17 protein-coding genes and 1 tRNA gene are annotated in these 18,378 nt (G+C 70.1%); 5 read left to right on the plus strand and 13 right to left on the minus strand.

From position 1 onward, the window contains the following. Window positions 1-56 precede the first annotated feature (56 nt). Window positions 57-470 carry a pyridoxamine 5'-phosphate oxidase family protein gene (locus tag IE267_RS37350; protein WP_167158761.1) on the plus strand — a complete coding sequence of 138 codons (414 nt, stop codon included), beginning with the start codon at window positions 57-59 and terminating at the stop codon, window positions 468-470. A 109-nt stretch (window positions 471-579) separates the two neighbouring features. Here the strand turns inward: IE267_RS37350 and IE267_RS37355 are convergent, their stop codons facing one another. Next, complete coding sequence (locus IE267_RS37355) at window positions 580-912, minus strand: Rieske (2Fe-2S) protein (RefSeq protein WP_100573747.1); 333 nt, start codon at window positions 910-912, stop codon at window positions 580-582. Window positions 913-1,246: 334 nt separating this feature from the next. Here IE267_RS37355 and IE267_RS37360 point away from each other — a divergent pair, with 334 nt between their 5' ends. Then, on the plus strand, window positions 1,247-2,224 hold the full coding sequence (locus tag IE267_RS37360) for a helix-turn-helix transcriptional regulator (protein ID WP_202518835.1): 978 nt from the start codon (window positions 1,247-1,249) through the stop codon (window positions 2,222-2,224). 5 nt (window positions 2,225-2,229) lie between these two features. Here the strand turns inward: IE267_RS37360 and IE267_RS37365 are convergent, their stop codons facing one another. The 9 genes from IE267_RS37365 to IE267_RS37405 form a co-directional block, all read right to left on the minus strand. Continuing rightward, window positions 2,230-3,060, minus strand: coding sequence for a helix-turn-helix transcriptional regulator (locus tag IE267_RS37365; protein ID WP_167158759.1), 831 nt, complete (start codon window positions 3,058-3,060; stop codon window positions 2,230-2,232). Between the two features lie 113 nt (window positions 3,061-3,173). Continuing rightward, window positions 3,174-4,148 carry a helix-turn-helix transcriptional regulator gene (locus tag IE267_RS37370; protein WP_161245288.1) on the minus strand — a complete coding sequence of 325 codons (975 nt, stop codon included), beginning with the start codon at window positions 4,146-4,148 and terminating at the stop codon, window positions 3,174-3,176. Window positions 4,149-4,295: 147 nt separating this feature from the next. Further along, window positions 4,296-4,763, minus strand: coding sequence for a heat shock protein transcriptional repressor HspR (locus tag IE267_RS37375; RefSeq protein WP_167158757.1), 468 nt, complete (start codon window positions 4,761-4,763; stop codon window positions 4,296-4,298). A gap of 1 nt (window position 4,764) precedes the next feature. Continuing rightward, window positions 4,765-5,952, minus strand: a complete 1,188-nt coding sequence (dnaJ, locus tag IE267_RS37380; protein WP_167158755.1) for a molecular chaperone DnaJ — start codon at window positions 5,950-5,952, stop codon at window positions 4,765-4,767. A 45-nt stretch (window positions 5,953-5,997) separates the two neighbouring features. Beyond that, a complete protein-coding gene (gene grpE, locus IE267_RS37385; protein ID WP_161245285.1) occupies window positions 5,998-6,636 on the minus strand; it encodes a nucleotide exchange factor GrpE in 639 nt (212 codons plus the stop codon). After that, window positions 6,636-8,489 (minus strand): molecular chaperone DnaK, encoded by a 1,854-nt coding sequence (gene dnaK / locus IE267_RS37390; RefSeq protein WP_161245284.1) that lies wholly within the window; start codon window positions 8,487-8,489, stop codon window positions 6,636-6,638. Before dnaK ends, grpE begins: the two co-directional genes overlap by 1 nt. A 204-nt stretch (window positions 8,490-8,693) precedes the next feature. Further along, window positions 8,694-9,464 (minus strand): FkbM family methyltransferase, encoded by a 771-nt coding sequence (locus IE267_RS37395; protein ID WP_229861650.1) that lies wholly within the window; start codon window positions 9,462-9,464, stop codon window positions 8,694-8,696. Window positions 9,465-9,593: 129 nt separating this feature from the next. Further along, entirely contained in the window at window positions 9,594-10,631 is a 1,038-nt protein-coding gene (locus tag IE267_RS37400) for an MraY family glycosyltransferase (RefSeq protein WP_189766311.1), read from the minus strand. 13 nt (window positions 10,632-10,644) lie between these two features. Beyond that, window positions 10,645-11,502 (minus strand): NAD-dependent epimerase/dehydratase family protein, encoded by an 858-nt coding sequence (locus tag IE267_RS37405; RefSeq protein ID WP_167158749.1) that lies wholly within the window; start codon window positions 11,500-11,502, stop codon window positions 10,645-10,647. Window positions 11,503-11,752: 250 nt separating this feature from the next. Between IE267_RS37405 and IE267_RS37410 the strand changes: the two genes are divergently transcribed. Then, on the plus strand, window positions 11,753-14,068 hold the full coding sequence (locus IE267_RS37410; RefSeq protein WP_189766312.1) for a (Fe-S)-binding protein: 2,316 nt from the start codon (window positions 11,753-11,755) through the stop codon (window positions 14,066-14,068). 103 nt (window positions 14,069-14,171) lie between these two features. Here the strand turns inward: IE267_RS37410 and IE267_RS37415 are convergent, their stop codons facing one another. Next, window positions 14,172-15,272, minus strand: a complete 1,101-nt coding sequence (locus tag IE267_RS37415; protein WP_189766313.1) for a GVDTG sorting domain-containing protein — start codon at window positions 15,270-15,272, stop codon at window positions 14,172-14,174. A 294-nt stretch (window positions 15,273-15,566) separates the two neighbouring features. Here IE267_RS37415 and IE267_RS37420 point away from each other — a divergent pair, with 294 nt between their 5' ends. Then, a complete protein-coding gene (locus IE267_RS37420; protein WP_167158743.1) occupies window positions 15,567-16,535 on the plus strand; it encodes a Yip1 family protein in 969 nt (322 codons plus the stop codon). Window positions 16,536-16,604: 69 nt separating this feature from the next. Here the strand turns inward: IE267_RS37420 and IE267_RS37425 are convergent, their stop codons facing one another. Both IE267_RS37425 and dcd read right to left on the minus strand, forming a co-directional pair. Next, window positions 16,605-17,111, minus strand: a complete 507-nt coding sequence (locus IE267_RS37425; protein ID WP_189766314.1) for a phosphoribosyltransferase — start codon at window positions 17,109-17,111, stop codon at window positions 16,605-16,607. A gap of 2 nt (window positions 17,112-17,113) precedes the next feature. Further along, complete coding sequence (gene dcd, locus IE267_RS37430) at window positions 17,114-17,689, minus strand: dCTP deaminase (RefSeq protein ID WP_167158741.1); 576 nt, start codon at window positions 17,687-17,689, stop codon at window positions 17,114-17,116. 501 nt (window positions 17,690-18,190) lie between these two features. Here dcd and IE267_RS37435 point away from each other — a divergent pair. Next, a tRNA-Gly gene (locus tag IE267_RS37435) sits at window positions 18,191-18,264 on the plus strand. Window positions 18,265-18,378: the final 114 nt, after the last annotated feature.

Consider the following 18,378-nt stretch of genomic DNA (forward strand, 5'->3'; position numbering starts at 1 on the left):
CGCTCAAGGCGGGGGAAGGAATGAGGGAAGGGCCGGCTGCGCTAGGTTTCTGGGCCATGGCTCATGACGTACGCAGGCCCGACAGTGCCTATCTCAGCTTCTGGCGAGAGCGCCACATCTGCACCTTGACGACACCGCGGCCGGACGGCTCGCCGCACGTGGTGCCGGTGGGGGCGACCTACGACCCGGAGGCGGGTCTGGCGCGGATCATCACCAGCGGGGGCAGCCGAAAAGTGGCCAACATCCGGGCGGCGGCCGAGGCGGATCCGGCGGGCGCGCGGGTCGCGCTCTGCCAGCTGGAGGGCAGGCGCTGGGCCACGCTGGAGGGCCGCGCGTTCATCCGCACGGAACCCGAGCTGATCGCGGACGCGGAGGCGCGCTACACCGAGCGCTACCAGCGGGTCCCGCGGGAGAACCCGCAGCGGGTGCTGATCGAGATCAGGCTGACCCGGGCGATGGGCAACGCCTGACGGGGTCTTCCGTCCCCGGGCAGCACAGCGGCGCCACCGTGTTCAGGTCCACGATGGCGCCGCTGTGTGGGGGAAGCACCTGCGCGATGTACAACGACGGGGGATCGCGTCAGGCACTGCGGGGGGTGGCGGTGGATGAATCGGGCTGTGTCTCCGACTCGAAAAGCTGGTGGTCACGTTGGTCGAGATTGACGAAGACCATGCCGTACCGGACCACGCAGCGAATGGGCTGCGGCGCCCCGCGCGGCCGGCGCAGGCATCGGTAGGCACGTACGTCCTCGTCGTCCTCACGGGCGATCAGGATCGGCTCACCGAGCAGGGTGACCATCAACGAATCGCCACGGAACGGAACTGCTGTGGCGAGGTCGATGAAATGCCACCCCGAGCGGTAGGCCGTGGCCATTTCGCGCCGGAAGGTGCGGTCGTCGGGCGGGAAGCTCATGCGACAGCACCCGCAGGTGCGGACTCCCAGGAGATGTCCGTGTTCGCGCCCTTCGGTGCGATCTCCCAGCTGATGTCCTGGGCGGTCGTGACTCCGGACTTCGCGGGGTGGGTCTCCCAAGAAATGTCCCCAGGCGCCGAGAGAGCGCAGAGAGCAGCCGCCACAACGGCTGTCGTGCTTAGTGCTCGAACCATCCTGCTCATGGCCGATCTCCACCTCTTTTGATCATTACCTCCCCCCGCGGATACGACGATGGCCCACTCCGACCACTTCCACCAGCGCAGCCAGGCATCATGTTCCTGTAATTCAAAAGGATGAGGGGGGTGCAACTAGGTTGAAACAGGGGCATATAGGACACGATCACGGCCCAGTTGATCTGTGCGAGACAGGAACGGCTCTGTACGCCCTTGCCCTGCGTACGGGCGGGATTACCCGCTCAGAGGCCGACTCCGCCCCGTGTCTGGTCGACCTGACCCTGCTGCGCCCCGATCCCGACGACGCCCAGCTGCTGCGGCCGGTTCCACCCACCGTGGTGCTCAACCTGCTGACCCAGCCGCTGGAACGCGAGATCCAGGAGCGCCGCAAGCTCTCGGTCGCCCTCGCCAACACCTTCGAGCCGTTCATGTCGATCGCGACGCCCTCGCTCAGCGGCACCCACGCGATCACCGTCCTCGAAGGCCTGGAACTGATCAACGCGACGCTCGACCGCGTGATCGACGAGTGCAGCGAGGAACTCCTCGTCATCCAGCCCGGCAGCGGCCGCCGCCCCGAGACCTTCGAGGCCGCCCTGCGGCGCATCGAACCGCTGGTCGCCCGCGGTGTCCAGATGCGCACCCTCTACCAGCACACCGCCCGCCACCACAGTGCCACCATCGGCTATGTGGAACGGATCGCTCCGTACGGTCTCGAAGTGCGCACCCTGGAAGAGATCATCGACCGGCTCATCATCATGGACCGCAAGGTCGCCTTCATCCCCGCCCGCAGCGACCGCCAAGTCGCCCTGGAACTGCGCCACGAGGGGCTCGTGCAGTACCTGGTCGGGGTCTTCGACCAGTTCTGGCAGTACGCCGTCCCGTGGGACGACGAGGTGCCGTACCACCTGGAGACGGCCGGCATCACCGGCGTCCAGCGCTCCATCGCCAAGCTCCTGGTGGAGGGCCATGTCGACGAGGCCATAGCGCGCAGGCTCGGCATGAACGTCCGCACCTGCCGCGCGCACATCGCCAAGCTCGCCGCGGCCCTCGGCAGCGGCAGCCGGGCCCAACTCGGCTACCTCATCGCCCAGTCGGGCATCCTGGACAAGGACGCCTGAGCCGCTCACGCCGGGCCGCCGAGGCCGGCCCGGGCGATGCGCACGCCGAGCTGGGCGCGGCTGGAGGTGCCGAGCGCCTCGGCGAGGCGGCCGATGTGGTGGCGGCAGGTGCGCACACTGATGCCGAGCCGCTGGGCGACGACCGCGTCCTGGTGGCCCTCGGCCAGCAGCGCCGCGATGACCCGCTCGCGGTGCGTGATGCCCGCGATCCCGGTCGCCGCCGGGACGGGCTCGGACAGCGGGACGGCCCGGTTCCACAGGCACTCGAAGTACGTCACCAGATGCCCGACCAGCGCAGGCTGGCGCAGTTCCAGAGCGCTGGTGCGCTCGGGGTTGGCGGGCAGGAACGCCACCGTGCGGTCGAAGACCATCATCCGCTCGATGACCTCGTCCAGGGTGCGCACCTCGGCGCCGTCGCCGAGCCGCTCCAGATAGGCGCCCAGGGCCGGTCCGTACCGGGCGACGTGCGTGTACAGGGTGCGCATCCGGGCGCCGCGGGCCACCAGCGCCGGGTCCCGGGTGGAGGCGTGCGCCAGGATGCTGGGCGAGCGGATGCCGTCGGGCTGCACGGTCAGCATCTCGGTGACGCAGCCGGCGGAGGCCTCGGCGATGGCCCCGTCGATCGCCTCGAAGCCGTCGAGCACCCGGACGGCCTGTCCCGGCCGCGGGGCGCCCGGGGTGAGCGAGGCGTACCGCTCGAAGGCCTCGGCCACCGCGCCCGCGCGGCGGCGCGTCTCGGCGAGGCCGTCGTGGATGCCGCGCACGAGCAGGGCCACGGCCGCGGCGTCCACCACGCCGCCGTCCGGCCCCGCATCCCCGTGAGTCGAGCTGTTCATACTGCCCACCACGATGCATCGGGAGCCGCTCGGCCACCACCATCATGTTGCTGCACTGCATCAACTGGAGGCGGAATAAAGGACGACATGTCCGCATGCCGGTGCACCGCGGATCAGCGGGGGTGCGCGTCGAGGCCCGACTGGGCTATGCGGACGCCGAGTTGGGTGCGGCTGGAGCTGCCCAGCGCCGCGGCGAGACGGCTGATGTGGTGGCGGCAGGTGCGCACGCTGATGCCGAGCCGCTGGGCGATCACCGCGTCCTGGTGGCCCTCGGCGAGCAGCGCCGCGATGACCCGCTCGCGGTGCGTGATGCCCTCGAAGTCGGTGGCCGCGGGCACCGCGTCGCTCAGCGGCACCGCGAGCCGCCACAGCCGCTCGAAGACGGTGGCGAGGTATTCGACGAGCGCCGGATGGCGCAGCTCCAGGGCGCTGGTGTCGTCCGCGGCGGCGGGGATGATCGCCACCGTACGGTCGAAGAGCAGCAGCCGGTCGGTGACCTCGTCCAGGGTGCGCACCTCCACCGCCCGGCCATCCAACTGGTGCAGATAGTCGTGGAGTCCGGGGCCGTGGCGGGCCACGTGCGTGTAGAGGGTGCGGATGCGCACTCCCCGGTCCAGCATGTCCAGGGCGCGGGGCAGGGCCTGCGACAGGATGTGCTCGGGCCGGATGCCGCGGGGCTGGATGGTGAGCGATTCGGTGGTGCAGCCGGCTATCGCGTCGTCGATGGCCGCGTTGATGCGCGGGATGCCGTCCAGGACGCGGATGGCCTCGCTGTCGGCCGCCGCCGGCGCGCCGAGGGCGGCGAAGCGCTCGAACGCCGCCGCCACCACGCCCGTTCGGGCCTGGCTCGCCGCGATGTCCTCGTGGACGCCGCGCAGCAGCCGGGCCATCACCGCCTGCGGGGAGGTCGGGAGCAGCCAGTCGAGGGCGGCCGGGTCGGGGTGCAGCAGGCCCAGGTCGATCAGGCAGGTGGCCTCGCGCGCGTCCTCGCGCGCGATCCGCCCGGCCCGCAGCGCGTCCGCGTACGCCCGTTCCGCGGGCGGACACAGCCGGTCCGCGCCGTGCGGATGCGCCACCTGCTCCGACATGCCCCTGCCCGCCTCCCTGCCACCGAGACCGATGACCTTATCCCGATCGGGTTGCCGGTTCACGACGGCTCGGCACGCGCGAGGCCCGCCGCCCCGGAACGGGACGACGGGCCTGTGACGCGCTGTCAGGAGCTGGCCCCGGCAGGGCTACTCCGAGGACCTCTTGGGCCGCCAGACGACCAGCGCGCTGGTCTGCTGGACGTCCTGGTACGGGACCAGGTCCCGCCGGTAGGAGGCGTGCACCTGGGCCTCGCGCTGCTGCATCGCGACGGCCGCGCCCTCGACCGCGGAGGACAGCTCCGCGACCCGGGCCTGGAGCGCCGCCACCTGGTTCTCCAACTCGATGATGCGCTTGATGCCCGCCAGGTTGATGCCCTCGGTCTGCGACAACTCCTGGACGTTGCGCAGCAGTTCGATGTCGCGGGCCGAGTAGCGCCGGCCGCGCCCGGCCGTGCGGTCGGGCGAGACCAGGCCGAGGCGGTCGTACTGCCGCAGGGTCTGCGGATGCAGACCGGAGAGCTGGGCCGCCACCGAGATGACGTACACCGGCGTCTCGTCGGTCAACTCGTACGCCCGGCCGCCGAATTGAGGCTGCCGACGCTGGCGGGGATCCATGTCATGCTCCCTTCGCGGCCTGGAACAGTTCTGCTCGCGGGTCCTCGCCCGCGGTCGCCTCGCGGTAGGTCTCCAAGGCCTCGCGGGCCTTGTCGTCCAGCTCCTTCGGCACGGCCACCTCGACCGTGACGAGCAGGTCGCCCCGGGTGCCGTCCTTGCGGACCGCGCCCTTGCCGCGGGCCCGCATCGTACGGCCGTTGGGGGTGCCCGCGGGCAGTTTCAGGGTGACCGGCGGACCGCTGAGCGTGGGCACCTTGACCTCGGCGCCGAGAGCCGCCTCCGTGAAGGTGACCGGCACGGTGACCGTCAGGTTGTCGTCCTTGCGGCCGAATACCGGGTGCGCGTCGACGTGCACCACGACGTACAAGTCGCCCGCGGGGCCGCCCCGTTCGCCCGGCGCGCCCTTGCCGCGGAGCCGGATGCGCTGGTTGTTGCTGACGCCGGCCGGGATGCGGACCTGCATGGTGCGCGAGGAGCGCGCCCGGCCGCTGCCCTTGCAGACGTCGCAGGGGTTCTCGGCGATCAGGCCGCGGCCCTTGCAGTCCACGCACGGGTCGGTCAGCGAGAAGCCGCCGCCCGAGCCGCGCGAGACCTGCCCCGTACCGACGCAGGTCGGGCACACCCGGGGGGTGCCGTTCTTGTCGCCGGTGCCCGAACAGGCCTTGCAGGGGGCCTGGCTGGACAGCCGGATCGGGACCGTGGCCCCGTCGACCGCCTCGGTGAAGCTGAGCCTCACCTCGGACTCCAGGTCCTGGCCGCGGCGCGGCTGGGTGCGCTGGCCGGTGCCCGCGCCGCCCCGGTTGAACAGGCCGCCGAACACGTCGCCGAGCCCGCCGCCGAAGCCGCCGGCGCCCGCGCCGCCCCCGCCGGGCTGCTGCCCGCCGAACAGGTCGCCCAGGTCGAAGTTGAAGCTGCCGCCGCCCGCGCCCGGTCCGGCCCGGAAGCCTCCGTTGCCGAACAGGGCGCGCGCCTCGTCGTACTCCTTGCGCTTCTTGGGGTCGCCGAGGATGTCGTTCGCCTCGGAGATCTCCTTGAAGCGCTCCTCCGCCTTGGTGTCGCCCTTGTTGGCGTCGGGGTGGTTCTCGCGCGCGAGCTTGCGGTACGCCTTCTTGATCTCGGCGTCCGTGGCGTCCTTGGGGACGCCGAGAACCTTGTAGTAGTCCTTCTCGACGAAGTCCTTCGTGTTCATCGACGTCCCTCCTTCCGGACGATCACGGCTCTCATGACCGCTGCGTCAGCCCTTGTCGGGGCCACCGCTCTCCTCGTCGCTCGACTTCTCTTCCTTGGCGGCCGCACCCGGCTGGGGCTCGGCCACCGCGACCCGCGCGGGGCGGATCGTACGCTCGCCGATCCGGTAGCCCGGCTGCAGGATCGCCACGCAGGTCGTCTCGGTGACGTCCGGCGCGTAGCTGTGCATCAGGGCCTCGTGGACCGTCGGGTCGAAGGGCTCGCCCTCCTTGCCGAACTGCTGGAGGCCCATCTTCGCGGCGACCGTCTCGAGAGACTCGGCCACCGACTTGAAGCCGCCGGTCAGTTCGCCGTGTTCACGGGCCCTGCCGATGTCGTCGAGCGTGGGCAGCAGCTCGGTCAGGAGGCCGGCGACGGCGATCTCCTTGACCGTGACGCGGTCCCGCTCCACGCGACGGCGGTAGTTCTGGTACTCGGCCTGGAGGCGCTGGAGGTCCGTGGTGCGCTCGGTGAGCGCCGTCTGGGCCTGGTCCAGCTGGGCCTGCAGGGCGATGTCCTTGGCAGCGTCCCCGGCCGGGGCCGCCTTCTCCTCCTCGGAGGAGTCGGCGGCCTTCGGCTCGGCGTCTTCCTGAGCGCCGGAGGGGACGTCGGGCTTCTCCTCGAAGCCCGGGGTCTCCTCCGTCATCAGGCGGCGCCGCCCTTCGGCTTCTCGTCGTCGACGATCTCGGCGTCGACGACGTCGTCGTCACCGGCGGGGTGGGCCTGCTCGGTGCCCTCGGCACCCGGGGCGGCACCCTGCGCGGCCTGGGCGTCGGCGTACATGGCCTGGCCCAGCTTCTGCGAGACGGCGGCGACCTTCTCGGTGGCGGTGCGGATCTCGGCCGAGTCCTCGCCCTTGAGCTTTTCCTTCAGCTCGGCGACGGCGGCCTCGACCTCGGTCTTGACCTCGCCCGGGACCTTGTCCTCGTTGTCCTTGAGGAACTTCTCGGTCTGGTAGACGAGCTGCTCGCCCTGGTTGCGGCTCTCGGCGGCCTCGCGGCGGCGGTGGTCCTCCTCCGCGTACTGCTCGGCCTCCTCACGCATGCGGTTGACCTCGTCCTTCGGCAGCGAGGAGCCGCCGGTGACGGTCATCTTCTGCTCCTTGCCCGTGCCGAGGTCCTTCGCGGTCACGTGCATGATGCCGTTGGCGTCGATGTCGAAGGCGACCTCGATCTGCGGGACACCGCGCGGGGCCGGCGGCAGACCGGTCAGCTCGAACATTCCGAGCTTCTTGTTGTACGCCGCGATCTCGCGCTCGCCCTGGTAGACCTGGATCTGCACGGACGGCTGGTTGTCCTCGGCCGTCGTGAAGATCTCGGACCGCTTGGTCGGGATCGTGGTGTTGCGCTCGATGAGCTTGGTCATGATCCCTCCCTTGGTCTCGATGCCGAGGGACAGCGGGGTGACGTCGAGGAGCAGGACGTCCTTGACCTCGCCCTTGAGGACACCGGCCTGCAGGGCGGCGCCGATGGCGACGACCTCGTCCGGGTTGACGCCCTTGTTGGCCTCGTTGCCGCCGGTCAGCTCCTTGACGAGCTCGGCGACGGCCGGCATGCGGGTGGAACCACCGACGAGAACGACGTGGTCGATCTCGGACAGGTTGATGCCCGCGTCCTTGATGACGTTGTGGAACGGCGTCTTGCAGCGCTCCAGGAGGTCGGACGTGAGCTGCTGGAACTGGGCGCGCGTGAGCTTCTCGTCCAGGTGCAGCGGGCCCTCGGCGGACGCCGTGATGTAGGGCAGGTTGATCGAGGTCTCGGTGGACGAGGACAGCTCGATCTTGGCCTTCTCGGCGGCCTCGCGGAGGCGCTGGAGGGCCATCTTGTCCTTGGACAGGTCCACGCCGTGACCGGACTGGAACTGCTTCACCAGGTAGTCGACGACGCGCTGGTCCCAGTCGTCACCACCGAGGTGGTTGTCACCGTTGGTGGCCTTCACCTCGACGACGCCGTCGCCGATCTCCAGGAGGGACACGTCGAAGGTGCCGCCACCGAGGTCGAAGACGAGGATCGTCTGGTCGTCCTTGTCGAGGCCGTAGGCGAGAGCGGCGGCCGTCGGCTCGTTGACGATGCGCAGGACGTTGAGGCCCGCGATCTCGCCGGCCTCCTTGGTCGCCTGGCGCTCGGAGTCGTTGAAGTACGCCGGCACGGTGATGACCGCGTCGGTGACCTTCTCGCCGAGGTAGGCCTCCGCGTCGCGCTTCAGCTTCTGCAGGATGAAGGCGCTCATCTGCTGCGGGTTGAAGCTCTTGCCGTCGAGCTCGATCTTCCAGTCGGTGCCCATGTGGCGCTTGACCGACCGGATGGTCCTGTCGACGTTGGTGACCGCCTGGCGCTTGGCCACCTCGCCGACCAGCACCTCGCCGTTCTTCGCGAAGGCGACGACGGACGGCGTGGTCCTGGCGCCCTCTGCGTTGGTGATGACGGTGGGCTCGCCGCCTTCAAGAACGCTGACGACGGAGTTAGTCGTGCCCAGGTCGATGCCGACCGCACGTGCCATTTCGATTCCTCCAGATGACTACTTGAGTGGATCTGGCTCAAGGATGCATGACCGTTCCCGCCGCGTCAACAGAGCTGAGTGCAGCCGACTCAAGTTTTATCCTGCGCTTATCTGCAAGAGGAGTCATAAGCGCAGGTCAGGGGCGCTTTCTAGGCTTACCCGGTTCGCGCTGGAGTATGTCTCATCGTGCCCCGTTCGACGCTCTCACACCACCGCGGCGGCCTGCGCGGGCACCTGCTCGCCGGGGGCCGGGCCGTCCTCGCGCAGCAGCACCAGGTCGCACTGGAGCAGCCGGCCGTCGCGCGGATCGGTGAAGCCGGGCTCCAGGGACATCAGGGTCAGGCCGAGGCCGTCGCGGGTGCGCGCGAGCAGCTCGTCGAAGAGCTCGGCGCCCTCGAAGAGCGGCACCAGCGGCGCCCCGATCCGCACCCCGCAGATCTCGTCCGCGAACCGCCCTGCCCCGTCCAGGACTTGGGCCTCGTACCCCTGCACGTCGAGCGCGACGAAGACCCGTTCGCCGGGCGCGGTGACCTGCTCCCACAGCTCGTCCAGGCGCCGCGTCTCCACGATGACGTCGCCGGTGCACGCGGTGCGCGGGGCCGCCGCGCGGTGCCGGGGCAGCATCGCGCGCAGGGAACTCGCGGGGCCCCAGTCGCCGGAGATGTTGAGGGTCGCGGTGCCCGAGCGGTCGCCGAGCGCGTACGGCAGCACGCTCCAGGTGTCGTCGAGGGCGGCGCGGTGGCGGAGTTCGGCGCGGGGCTGGCGCAGCGGCTCGAAGGAGACGATGCGGCCGCGGTAGCCGGCCTCGCGCAGCCGGGCGGCGAAGTCGCCGCGGTGCGCGCCGACGTCGAGGACCAGGTCGATCTCGTACCGGGCGAGCAGCCGGACCAGGGCGTGGCCGCCGGGGCGGTGGCGGACCACGTCGATGCCGAGGCGGCGCAGTGCGCGGTGCAGCCGGTGCAGGAGGGTGGTCATCACGGGCGTACTGCTCCCTGCTGGAGGCGGGTTGCTTGCTGGCGGGGCGGGTTGCCGAAGGCGGGTTGCCGGAGCCGGGTTGCCGGAGGCGGGTTGCCGCCGGGGGCGGGCTGCCGCCGGGGGCGGGGTTCAGCCCCGGCCCCGGGCCAGGTCGACGGGGGCGCTCTCGCTCTGCGGGGCGCGGGCGCGAGGGGTGCGGCGCCGCGAGGCGGGCCCGTACACCGGGACCCGCAGGAGCAGCACCACCGCGACGGGGACGAGCAGGGCGAGCGGCAGCGCGACCACGGGGGCGATGCGCCCGTCGTGGAACTGGAGCCCGACGATCGTGGCGGCCAGCGAGGCGACGCCGAGCACGACGGCCGAGCCCTGCGGGGTGAGGCCGAGTTTGCGCAGCCTGTGGGCGATGTGGTCGCCGCCCCCGCGCAGCAGCGGCCGGCCCGCGCGGTGGCGGGACACCAGGACGAGCAGGGTGTCGGTCAGGACGAGGAGCGTGAGCGCGAAGAGTTCCGCGCCGGTGCGGGCCCCGGGCGCCCCGGTGTGCACGGTGACCGCGGACGAGGCGAGCAGGAATCCGGTGAACAGCGAGCCGCAGTCGCCGAGATGGATGCGGGCCGGGTGCCAGTTGTGCAGCAGGAACCCGGTGAGGGCAGCGGCCAGCACGCTCAGGAGCAGGCCGTGTCCGGGGTGCCCCTCGGCGATGGCGCACACCGCGAGACCGAGCGCGGTGACGGCGGCGACCGCGCCCATCGCCCCGTCGGAGTGGTCCAGGAGCTGGAAGGCGTGGGTGACGAACACGATCCACAGGACCGCGAGGGCGCCCGTGCCCGGTGAGAGCCCGGCCAGGGTGACCACGACGGTGGCGGCGCCCGCCTCCGCCACGATGCGGACCCGCAGGCCCAGCGGCCGCAGGTCGCCGAGCAGGCCGAGCAGCGCGACCGCGCCGGCCGCGGCCAGCAACGGGGCGACGCCCGGGCCCAGTTCGGCGACGCCGAGCAGTGGTCCCGCGCAGGCGACGCCGAGGGTGGCGAGCGCGACGGCGATGCCGCCGAGGTGCGGGGTGGCGTCGCCGCCCTTGCGGCCGAACCTCAGCATCAAGGTGCGGCCCAGGCCGGCGAGGAGCGCGGTCAGTACGAGGGCCGCCGTCGCGGCCGCGAGCCCGTGCAGCATGTCGGCCGCCCCCTCAGCCGAGGTGCTGGCCGGCCGGCGAAGCGGCGGGCGCTCGCAAGCCGGGCAGGACGACGGGGGCCTCGTCGCGGGCCCGGTCGATGGCCGCGTCCAGGATGTCGTCGAGGCCGCGGGCGGGCCGCCATCCGGTCAGCTCGCGCAGCGGCGCGGCGTCCAGCGGCCGGTCCCCGGCCCCGGCGGACGTGCCGTGCGGGACGCCGTCGACGACGTACGGGAAGTACCGCACCGGCGAGGCTGAACCGCTGCGGGCCACGGTGCGTTCGGCGAGGTCGAGGACGGCGATCTCCTCCTGCCCCGCGATGTCGAACTCGGCGCCCGCCGCGCCCGGGTGGGCGAGCAGCGCGAGCAGCGCCTCGACCGCGTCGGCGACGTCGAGGAAGCGGCGGGTGCGAGCCCCGTCGCCGTGCACGGAGACCGGCTCGCCCGCGATCGCGCGGCGCACCAGACGGGTGAGCAGGGTGACGTGCGCGGGCGACTGGCGCGGCCCGACGGTGTCGCCGAGGCGTACGACGGTGGCGCCCGAGGCCGCCTCGCCGCGGCCGTCGGCCGCCGCGGTCAGGTGCCGGACGCCGTGCCGCAGCGCGGTCGCGCCGATGGCTCCGGTGACAGGCGCGAGATGGACCACCGTGTCGCAGCGCGCGACGAGTTCGTCGGCCAGGCGCTCGTCGAGGACCGAGCCGCGTACGAAGCGCAGCCGGGGATCGGACCAGGCGTCGGCGAGGTTGGCGCGGGCGCCGGTGGACAGGTCGTCGAGCACGATCACGGTGTGGCCCTGGCCGAGCAGCGCATCGGCCAGGTGCGAGCCGATGAATCCGGCACCACCGGTGACGAGGTACGTGGCGGGAGCTGGCATGGGGACGCCCATTCGGTTCGATCGTCGTGGCCGACAACAAGTTAGTTTGTTATGTCCCCATATGTGGTGAATAACACGATGGATATCCGGCGACGACCAAGGGCACGCTGAGCGACACAGATCACCGCCTGCGCGGCTACAGTGCGGCCATGGAAGTGGGTACGCTCAGGTGGACTGGATAAGTTACTGCTTAGTAATCCGTTCGAGCCCGTCCCCCGTAACCCACCTCGCAGGCCCGAGGAGCCCCCTCATGCAACTCGCCGCGATCATCGTGTCGCTGGTCCTAATCGCGGTCGGCGTAGCGCTGTTCGGCCGTGCCGTCGTGCAGATCTACCGCTTCGTGCGGCTCGGCCAGAACGTCCCGGCCGGCACCCGCACGAACGATCCCACGCAGCGCACGATCACCGTGGTCAAGGAGTTCCTCGGCCATACGCGCATGAACAAGTGGGGCATCGTCGGCTTCGCGCACTGGTTCGTGGCCGTGGGCTTCTTCTCGCTGCTCCTGACGATCGTCAACGCCATCGGCCAGCTCTTCAAGGCCGACTGGATTCTGCCGGTCATCGGAGACTGGCCGCCGTACAACATGTTCGTCGAGTTCCTCGGGACGATGACGACGCTCGGCATCCTGACGCTCATCGTCATCCGGCAGCTGAACCGTCCGGGCCGCCCGGGCCGCAAGTCCCGGTTCGCGGGCTCGAACACCGGCCAGGCGTACTTCGTCGAGGCCGTCATCCTCATCGTCGGCATCTGCATCTTCACGCTGCACGCCCTCGAAGGCGCCCAGCACCACGTGGAGAGCTACGAGGCCTCGTTCTTCGTCTCGTACCCGGTGGTCGCCTGGTTCCGCGGCATGGACCTCTCCACGCTCCAGAACCTCACCTACTTCTTCGCCGGCCTGAAGATCGCGACGTCCTTCATCTGGATGATCACCGTCGCGCTGAAGACCGACATGGGCGTGGCCTGGCACCGCTTCCTGGCCTTCCCCAACATCTTCTTCAAGCGCGAGTCCGAGGGCGGCGTCGCGCTCGGCGCGCTCCAGCCGATGGCCTCCAACGGCGAACTGGTCGACTTCGAGGACCCGGGCGAGGACGACGTCTACGGCGTCTCGCAGATCGAGCACTTCTCCTGGAAGGGCATCCTCGACTTCTCCACCTGCACCGAGTGCGGCCGCTGCCAGTCGCAGTGCCCCGCCTGGAACACGGGCAAGCCGCTCTCGCCCAAGCTCCTGATCATGTCCCTGCGCGACCACGCGCACGCCAAGGCCCCGTACCTGCTGGCCGGCGGCGGCAAGCAGGATCCATCAGCGCCTGGCGGCGCGGGGTCAGGCAACGAGAAGGCGACCGAGGAGCAGCTGGCGAACGTCCCGGCGGCGGCCCTCGCCGAGGCCGAGCGCCCCCTGATCGGCACCCTCGAAGAGAACGGCGTCATCGACCCCGACGTCCTGTGGTCCTGCACCACCTGCGGCGCCTGCGTCGAGCAGTGCCCGGTCGACATCGAGCACATCGACCACATCGTCGACATGCGCCGCTACCAGGTGATGATCGAGTCCGCGTTCCCGTCCGAGGCGGGCACGATGCTCAAGAACCTGGAGAAGAAGGGCAACCCCTGGGGGCTCGCCAAGAAGCAGCGCGTCGAGTGGACCAAGGAGGTCGACTTCGAGGTCCCGATCGTCGGCAAGGACATCGAGGACCTCACCGAGGTCGACTACCTGTACTGGGTCGGCTGCGCGGGCGCCCTCGAAGACCGGGCGAAGAAGACCACCAAGGCCTTCGCGGAGCTCCTGCACATGGCGGGCGTCAAGTTCGCGATCATGGGCGGCGACGAGAAGTGCACCGGTGACTCGGCCCGCCGCCTCGGCAACGAGCCGCTGTTCCAGCAGCTCGGCCAGGAGAACGTCGCCATGCTGAACATGGCGTACGGCGAGGACGACGAAGACGAGTCGACGAAGAAGCCGAAGTCCGCGAAGAAGATCGTCGCGACCTGCCCGCACTGCTTCAACACGATCGCGAACGAGTACCCCCAGCTGGGCGGCGAGTTCGAGGTCATCCACCACACCCAGCTGCTCCAGCACCTCATCGACGAGGGCAAGCTGGTCCCGGTCACGCCGGTGGACGGTCTGATCACCTACCACGACCCCTGCTACCTGGGCCGTCACAACAAGGTCTACACGCCCCCGCGCGAGATCATGTCGGCCGTCCCGGGCCTGCGCCAGCAGGAGATGCACCGCCACAAGGAGCGCGGCTTCTGCTGCGGCGCCGGTGGTGCGCGCATGTGGATGGAGGAGCGGATCGGCAAGCGCATCAACAACGAGCGCGTCGACGAGGCCCTGTCCCTCAACCCGGACATCGTCTCCACCGCCTGCCCGTTCTGCCTGGTCATGCTGACCGACTCGGTCAACGGCAAGAAGGCTGCATCCGAAAGTGGCTCCTCCACGGGCGTCAAAGCCAAGCAGAACCTCCAGGTCGTGGACGTGGCGCAGCTGCTCCTCGACTCGGTGAAGACCCCGGTCGACCCGGCGGGCGCCGCCGAGGCCGAGAGCGAGCCGGAGCCCGAGCCGGTCAAGTAGTCACCCGGTAGCCCCGCACCCGGGAGCGGCCGGTTCTGCCCGAAGGCAGAGCCGGCCGCTTTCCGTTGTGCCGGGAGGCCCCGTCGCGCCCGGGGCCGGAGAATCAGCCCTGGCTGCCGCGGCGGCGCAGCATGGCGAAGCCGAGGCCCGCGGCACCGGCCGCCGCCAGGCCACCACCGGCGGCGAGCATCGGGGTCTGGTCGGACGACCCGTTGGAGACGCCCTCGGCACCGGCCTTGACGCCGCCCTTCGGGACGACGTTGGCCGTGGTCCGGTCCGCGGTCTTCGTGTCGCGGTGCGGCTGCGCCTTCTTGCCGTCCTTCTGGACGGTGTACTTCTCGATCAGCTTGCCGCCGAAGTCGTAGACCCAGCTGTTGCCGCCGTTCCGGCCGTCGATGACGACGAACTTGTAGAAGCCCTTGCCGGCATTGACGATCTTGTACGTCCAGCCGTCGTTGAGCGCGGACGGGTCCTTCGGGTCGATCGCGCCGAGGAAGGTGCCGTTCGCCATGGAGATCTCGACGCGCGGGCCGTTGCTGGTCTTGATCAGCTTGGCGATCCGGCCGTCGGGCATCGTGATCTTCACGGAGGAGATGACGTAGGACTTCTTGTCGTCCTTCCGGCGCTCGTCCTTCCTGCGCTCGTCCCGCTTGTCGTCCTTCTTCTCGTCCTTCTTCTTGCCGCCGTCGACCCAGGAGGTGACGGTGCCGTCCGGGTTCAGCACGACGTGCAGGCCGTTGTTCTGGCCGGCGGCCGAGGCACCCTTGGCGACGAGGGTGTCGAGCTTGCTGCCGTTGGCCCAGATCTCGGCCTCGTAGTGGTTCTGGCCGAGCTTGTAGACCTTGGCGACGGAGCCGTCGGCGAGCTTGACGGACTTCACGAAGGCGCGGACGTCCTTCTGGGTGTCGTCCTTCTTGTCACCCTTGCCGGCGTCGTCCTTCTTGGCCTCGTCCTTCTTGGCGTCGTCCGTCTTCGCCTCGTCGCCCTTCTCCGACTCGTCCTTCTTCGACTCGTCGCCCTTGTCCGTGCCCGGCAGCACGTCGGACTTGGGGGTCTCGTCGCCCGCCTGTCCGTGCGGCTGGAGCTGCGCGTCGGACGGGGTCGCGGGCGAGTCGGCGAAGGCGGCACCGGCCGGGAGGGCGAGAGCGGCGATGGCTCCGGTGGCGATGGCGGCGGTGCGGATGGTTCGGCGGGTGGCGCGCATGGCTGATCTTCCTCGTAACGTTGAGCGTGAAGCCTGTCTGTGATGTCGCACATGCCGCATCTGATGAGGTTTATGGCGGCGACATCAACAAAGCTACGAGTGCCGTGTTTGCGTAATGCGTAGGCAATGTAACGGCTACCGTCAGCTTCGGGCGCAGCCGTGTAAATCGGGCTGGATTCAACCAAAACGCCCCGGATTCCCGGCCCCCTAGGGGATGTCACAGGTCAGCCGCAAAGGCGTCCGGTTCCGGCCGCCCCCCGGTTGGCATCCCCGCGGAACAGGTACGTTCGATTCGTGGCTGGATTCAGGATCGGACGCGGCGGCCGGGACAACAACCGCCCCCCGCGGCAACCGCAACAGCAAGGGCAGCAGCAGGCACCGGCACAGCAGTGGCCGGACGACCGGCAGCAGCCGCAGTACGGGCATGGGCAGGGGCACGCACAGCAGCGACCGCAGGGTTACGGGCAGGGACAGCCGCCGCAGTACGGGAACGGACAGCCGCAGTACGGGCAGCCCTACCCGCAGCAGGACGAGCCGGAGTACTTCGGCGACCCGTACTACCAGGGCCAGGGACCGGGTCAGGGCCGGCCGCAGGGCTACGCCCCCGCCCAGGACCCGTACGCGAACAACCCGGGCCACACCCAGGCGTTCAGCGTCGGCGAGGACCCGTACGGCGACGGCGCAACCTACCGCGCGGGCGCCGCACCGGCCCAGCCCAGCGGCCCCCGGCTGCCGTGGAAGGAACTCCTGTCCGGCATCGTGACGCGCCCGGGGCCGACCTTCTGGCAGATGCGGGACTACCCGGTGTGGGGCCCGGCGCTGATCATCACGTTCCTCTACGGAATGCTGGCGATCTTCGGCTTCGACCAGGCCCGCGAGGACGTCATCAGCACCACCTTCTCCAAGGCGATCCCGGTGGTCCTCATCACCGGCGTCGTCTTCGTGATCGGCGGCCTGATCCTCGGTGCGGTGACCCACACGATGGCCCGCCAGCTGGGCGGCGACGGCGCGTGGCAGCCCACGGTGGGCCTCTCGATGCTGATCATGTCCCTGACGGACGCGCCGCGCCTGCTGCTCGCCCTGTTCCTGGGCGGCGACAACGGCGTGGTCCAGGTGCTGGGCTGGGCGACCTGGCTGGCGGCCGGCGCCCTGTTCACGTCGATGGTGAGCAAGTCCCACGACCTGCCCTGGCCGAAGGCGCTCGGCGCCTCGGCGATCCAGTTGGTCGCGCTGCTGTCCCTGATCAAGCTGGGCACGATCTAGCGGCGGACACGTGGAAGGGCCCCGCCGGGCTGCGGCCCGGCGGGGCCCTTCGACGTTCTCGCGGCGGGATCAGGCGTCGAGGACCTGGCCCTCGCGGCGCACGACGGGCGGCTCGACGGACCAGGGGAAGTTGATCCACTCGTCGGTGCGCTTCCACACGTACTCGCACTTCACGAGGGAGTGGGACTTCTCGTAGATGACCGCGCTGCGCACCTCGGCGACGTGGTCGAGACAGAAGTCGTAGACCAGCTTCAGCGTCTTGCCGGTGTCGGCCACGTCATCCGTGATCAGCACCTTCTTGCCGGAGAAGTCGATGGCGTTGGGCACGGGGGCCAGCATGACCGGCATTTCGAGGGTGGTGCCGACGCCGGTGTAGAACTCCACGTTCACCAGGTGGATGTTCTTGCAGTCCAGGGCGTAGGCGAGCCCGCCGGCCACGAACACGCCTCCGCGCGCGATGGAGACCACGATGTCGGGCTCGTAGCCGTCGTCGGCGATGGTCTGCGCGAGGTCGCGGATGGCTCCGCCGAACTTCTCGTACGTGAGGTTCTCGCGCAGGTCGTTCTGGTCGTTCATGCTCACACCTGGGTCCGATGGAAATTGAGGAAGGACCGCGAGGCGGTGGGCCCACGCTGGCCTTGGTAACGCGAGCCGTACCGCTGGGACCCGTAGGGCTCCTCGGCGGACGACGACAGCCGGAACAGACACAGCTGCCCGATCTTCATCCCCGGCCACAGCTTGATCGGCAGCGTGGCGACGTTGGAGAGCTCCAGGGTCACGTGGCCGGAGAACCCGGGGTCGATGAACCCGGCGGTGGAGTGCGTGACCAGCCCGAGGCGCCCGAGCGAGCTCTTGCCCTCAAGGCGGCTGGCGAGGTCGTCGGGGAGCGTGATGACCTCGTACGTCGAGGCGAGCACGAACTCACCGGGGTGCAGGATGAACGCCTCGTCCCCCTCCGGCTCGACGAGCCGGGTGAGGTCCGCCTGCTCGACGGCGGGGTCGATGTGCGGGTAGCGGTGGTTCTCGAACACCCGGAAGAAGCGGTCGAGGCGCACGTCGATGCTGGACGGCTGCACCATGGATTCGTCGTAGGGATCGATCCGTACCCGCCCGGAGTCGATCTCGGCCCGGATGTCCTTGTCTGAGAGAAGCACGCACCGAGGATACGCAAGGCGCGCGGCCCCGCCCCAATCGGACGGTCCCGCGCGCCTGTGCTCCACCGCCGTTACCGGCCGGGCCCTACCTCTGCCCGACCGCCACCGGCACGGCATGCCGCAAACGCGCACACCTCGGACACCGGATCAGCCGGCCAGGCCCGATCCGCTCGGCGCCGAGCTGCTGCATCGGAAACGAATCCGTGGTGAAGACGTGCCCCTCGGCGCAACGGACGACGGTGCGCTCCAGCGAGTCCATCAAGTCGCTCAAGTCCCTTCCCCAACAAGCGTGGACGGAGAAAACACCACATTAGGGGATGAACGGGGCGCGATCGCACGCGGCACTCCGCCCCCCGCGCACGCCCTCCACCGTACGCCCCAACTCCCGCCACCCGCATGGCGATCCGGGCCCACGACAGCACGACGGCCCTCGGCGAATCCACCGAGGGCCGGGCATGAGGTAGAGTGAGCGACGACCGCTCCCCCATGGGGAACGATCATGCGAGTGTAGTTTAATGGTAGAACATAAGCTTCCCAAGCTTAGAGCGCGGGTTCGATTCCCGTCACTCGCTCCACAACGAAGGCCCTGGTCAGCGACCGGGGCCTTGTTCGTTGTCCGGGCCGGTCGGGGCCGCGTGCCGTGCGCGTGCCGCGGGCACCGCTTGGTACGACGTAACCCACACAGCGGG

Source organism: Streptomyces xanthochromogenes, assembly GCF_014650455.1.
In the GTDB taxonomy this organism is placed as follows: domain Bacteria; phylum Actinomycetota; class Actinomycetes; order Streptomycetales; family Streptomycetaceae; genus Streptomyces; species Streptomyces xanthochromogenes.